Below are 3,204 nucleotides of genomic sequence, written 5' to 3'. Positions count from 1 at the left end.
AGGGTCTGCACGGGCGAGAGGTCGATGCTCTGCGCGAGGGCTGGACCGGCAAGCGCGATGAACCCCATCGTCATGAGGACGGTGACAGGCGTGTACTTCATGAACTCGTTCCTCTCAGCCGCGCATAGACGGCTTGCACACGGGCCACATGGCCCTGGGTCTCGGTATAAGGGGGAATGCCACCATGGCGGGTAACCGCCTCGGGTCCGGCGTTGTAAGCGGCCAGAGCAAGTTCAGGCGTACCGAAGCTCTCCAGCATCATCAGGAGATAGCGGGCCGAGCCGTCGAGGTTTTGCCGCCAGTCGTTCGGATCGACCCCGAGGAAGCTGGCGGTATCCGGCATCAACTGGCCGAGACCGATGGCGCCAGCATGACTGAGCGCTGACGGGTTATAGGCGCTCTCGACCTCGATATTGGCGCGGTAGAAGAGCGTCCAATCGGTGACGCTCATGCCCGCGCGGCGGAGTGCGGCATGGCCGCCATATCGCAGCGCTGTGTCCTCAATGCCTTGCAGCACTTCGGCGCTGGCCACCGCCGAGCGCTGCGAGGCCACTGTCGCCCCTGCCCCGTCTTCCTCATCGGTTGGCGTGGAAAAGAGAAACAGGCGCTCCGACGTCTCGGCACCGAACTGGCGCATGAAGCCGGGTTCCGATGACACCGAGGCCAGTTGGCCATCCGATGCCATCGCGAAGATGAAGCCTTCGGCCCTGACCCCGGTCGCACCGAGCGCCGCCAGGGTCAGAAGGACCAGAAGGCTGAAAGTGGTCTCAGCCCGGCTGCGAGGTCTCGGGCAAAGTATGGCGGGTGCGACCACCCTCTTCCAACGGAATATGCGCGGTGCGCATCCCGAGATCGGAGAGGAAGCTGACAAGGCCAACCACGGTCTTGAACTCGCGCGCCTTGATATAGCTGCGGCTGGTGACGACGATTTTCTCGTCACCGCCGGTCGGGGCAATCGCACGAACGACCCAGAGCCCATACCAGGCATTGAGCCGCTTCTCGGCAGCCGTTCGGCAGATGACCTCGGCGGCATAGCCTTGGGCCAGCAACTGGCGCAGTCCGTCTTCTGTAACCACATTCGGGGCGTCTTCTAGCATGGTCTCCCCGCGGCTCCTCTCCAAAGGATGGCTCGGGCCGAGGTGAATCAAATCACCTTAGCCGTATCATTACACTATCATTGCTTGCAATGATTATTTATTGTCTTGACGACAGACCATCGCTGCACAAAGCTGGATAGCCCAGATCTGTAACAAATCAAAGCAATGAAGGGGCTTCGTGCAAACCGTGGTGGCCAGACGCATTGCCCCCTTCGTCGTTGCGATCATGGTGATGTGTGGGCCCGTATCCGCCTCTTGCCTGCCGCCGGAACGGCCTTGGCTGCCATCAGAAGCAGCTGACATCCGTGCCTATGCCGACCTGATCCGGGGCGACTTCGAGAGCTACATTGCAGCAGTGCAGGACTACTTCCGCTGTCTTGATGCGGAACGGGCCCGCGCCTTCCTTGAGGCGCAGGAGGTCAGTCAGGATTACGGGCGATTCCAGAGCATCGTCGGCAACTGACGACACAACGCAGTACGCGTGCAGGACTCAGTGTGCCGAATCAAGGCAAGATCATTGCAATCAATGATAGTGCATTGTAGCGATAAGGCGTAACTGAGTGAGTCGCCTTCATGTATCCTGCCTTCAAACACAGACTTCTGACAGCCTCTCTCGCGCTCGCCGCGGCCCTTGGGACACCCCCTCCGGCGGTGGCGCAGAGCTACCAGATCGATTGCGCCATCCTGCTTTGCCTCGCTGGGGGCTGGCCTGCTTCCGTGCCCTGCGCCCGCGCCCGGGCGGAGTTCATCCGCCGCATCACGCCCTGGCCGGTCGAGCCTCCACTCCAGATCTGGCGTTGCCCGATGGGCGCATCTTTCGACAGACCCATGCCTGTCAGCCCGATGGAGCGCCTCTACGACATTGCGTTCCGGGAGGAGCATCACACAGCCGAACTTGGTCAGAGCATCGCGCCCGGCGTGACCCTCGCACAAGCGAAAGAGCGGGCCGATATCGACATATCCGATGATGCCTTCGATTTTGTCCGCAGCATCCGGGTCTACCACATCCAGTTCAGCCAGCATCAGAACCGGGATGGAGATTGCATCCGCAGCGATGCCACAAGGCTCGGATCCTACGGCCTCCAGGGCGAATACGCTTGGGCGCGGTCCTCGGTCGCCGCTGTTCCCGAAGCTTCCAACCTTGCCGTTCCCGCGTATTGCGGCAGCTATTCCTGGCGCTCGGTCTTCGTGGACTGGCGCGATCATGCCGGCAACTACGGGTCGGAAGAGGTTCGCTACTGAGGAGCCGCCGGGGCCGCAAGGCCCCGGCTTCGTTCACTGCCCGGGGATCAAAGATCCCCGGGGAAAGCGACATTCGGTCAGAAACTGAACACCACCAACCCCAAAAGGCTAACACTCACCTAGCCAGAGTGTTCTAGCCGATGGGGCGAGGTAGCGCAAGCAATAATGTTCTATTGATTGCGATGGTGGTGTTTTGATCCTGAATCCGGATGCTCGCCCGGAGAAAACCATTATGGAACTCACCACCGGCGCCATCCTTCGCTGCATCACCAACACCAGCCTGTCGACCGCCGCACACAAGCTGGCAACCCTCATCCTCGACGGCATTGCCTGGAAGGATGGCTACAATGGCCTTCCGCGCGGGACCGCAGCCTTTACGCTCGTCGATCTCGCCGAGAGGATGGATGTCTCGCGCCAGTATCTGCATACCTTGCTGAATGAACTGGCTGCTTCAGGGCTACGCCTCGTCCGCCACCGGGGGCGCGGGAAACTGGCCCCCTGGCTCTTCCGCTTCGCCGGCTGTGATGAGGCTGATCCTGAGGAAGCGGTGTCAACCACATATGACACCGCTCTATATAAGGAAGATTCAAACAAAAATATATTCGCAGGAACGATAAGAGTGGATTGCGAAATGTCGGCCACACCGCCCCGATTGCTGGCGCTGATCGGCAGCGCCAAAACCACCCTGCCCTGCCGTGGCGCAGACAGTCGCCATATCTGGGACAGATTTCGGGAGTTCAACCGACGGCGTGGCAATAATGCGGTTCCTGCCGGGTACTTGCTCGGGTTCATGCGGAAATGGAAGGCGGAGGGCGTGGGTACCCCACCGGCTGCGGCTGCGAACGTCAGCCCCCCGCAAGAGGAA

The 3,204-nt window shown here is 60.9% G+C and carries 5 protein-coding genes and 1 pseudogene; 3 read left to right on the top strand and 3 right to left on the bottom strand.

Going from position 1 to position 3,204, the window contains the following annotated elements; translation table 11 throughout:
* The 3 genes and pseudogenes from DRF71_RS28855 to DRF71_RS28255 form a co-directional block, all read right to left on the bottom strand.
* Positions 1-68: pseudogene (locus DRF71_RS28855) on the bottom strand (TrbC/VirB2 family protein); the annotation flags it as partial.
* Between the two features lie 29 nt (positions 69-97).
* Complete coding sequence (locus DRF71_RS23375) at positions 98-814, bottom strand: lytic transglycosylase domain-containing protein (RefSeq protein WP_232831659.1); 717 nt, start codon at positions 812-814, stop codon at positions 98-100.
* Positions 768-1,097, bottom strand: a complete 330-nt coding sequence (locus tag DRF71_RS28255) for a hypothetical protein (protein WP_198672337.1) — start codon at positions 1,095-1,097, stop codon at positions 768-770. Before DRF71_RS28255 ends, DRF71_RS23375 begins: the two co-directional genes overlap by 47 nt.
* A gap of 226 nt (positions 1,098-1,323) precedes the next feature.
* Between DRF71_RS28255 and DRF71_RS23370 the strand changes: the two genes are divergently transcribed.
* The 3 genes from DRF71_RS23370 to DRF71_RS23360 all read left to right on the top strand — a co-directional run.
* Positions 1,324-1,560 carry a hypothetical protein gene (locus tag DRF71_RS23370; RefSeq protein WP_112312990.1) on the top strand — a complete coding sequence of 79 codons (237 nt, stop codon included), beginning with the start codon at positions 1,324-1,326 and terminating at the stop codon, positions 1,558-1,560.
* A gap of 365 nt (positions 1,561-1,925) precedes the next feature.
* The gene (locus tag DRF71_RS28850; RefSeq protein ID WP_232831658.1) at positions 1,926-2,339 is read left to right on the top strand and encodes a hypothetical protein; all 414 of its coding nucleotides are present in this window, start codon (positions 1,926-1,928) and stop codon (positions 2,337-2,339) included.
* A 232-nt stretch (positions 2,340-2,571) separates the two neighbouring features.
* A partial coding sequence (locus tag DRF71_RS23360) for a GntR family transcriptional regulator (RefSeq protein WP_232831657.1) occupies positions 2,572-3,204 on the top strand: 633 nt, incomplete at its 3' end.

Origin of the sequence: Pseudogemmobacter bohemicus (assembly GCF_003290025.1) — a bacterium.
Taxonomy (GTDB): domain Bacteria; phylum Pseudomonadota; class Alphaproteobacteria; order Rhodobacterales; family Rhodobacteraceae; genus Pseudogemmobacter; species Pseudogemmobacter bohemicus.
The sequence above is the reverse complement of the archived record's forward strand: the minus strand, read 5'-3'. Positions and strand labels throughout refer to the sequence as shown.

Excerpts from the sequence above, each read along its gene's own strand:
- DRF71_RS28255 (WP_198672337.1), bottom strand. The coding sequence starts at position 1,097 with ATGCTAGAAGACGCCCCGAATGTGGTTACAGAAGACGGACTGCGCCAG.
- DRF71_RS23370 (WP_112312990.1), top strand. The coding sequence starts at position 1,324 with ATGGTGATGTGTGGGCCCGTATCCGCCTCTTGCCTGCCGCCGGAACGG.
- DRF71_RS28850 (WP_232831658.1), top strand. The coding sequence starts at position 1,926 with ATGCCTGTCAGCCCGATGGAGCGCCTCTACGACATTGCGTTCCGGGAG.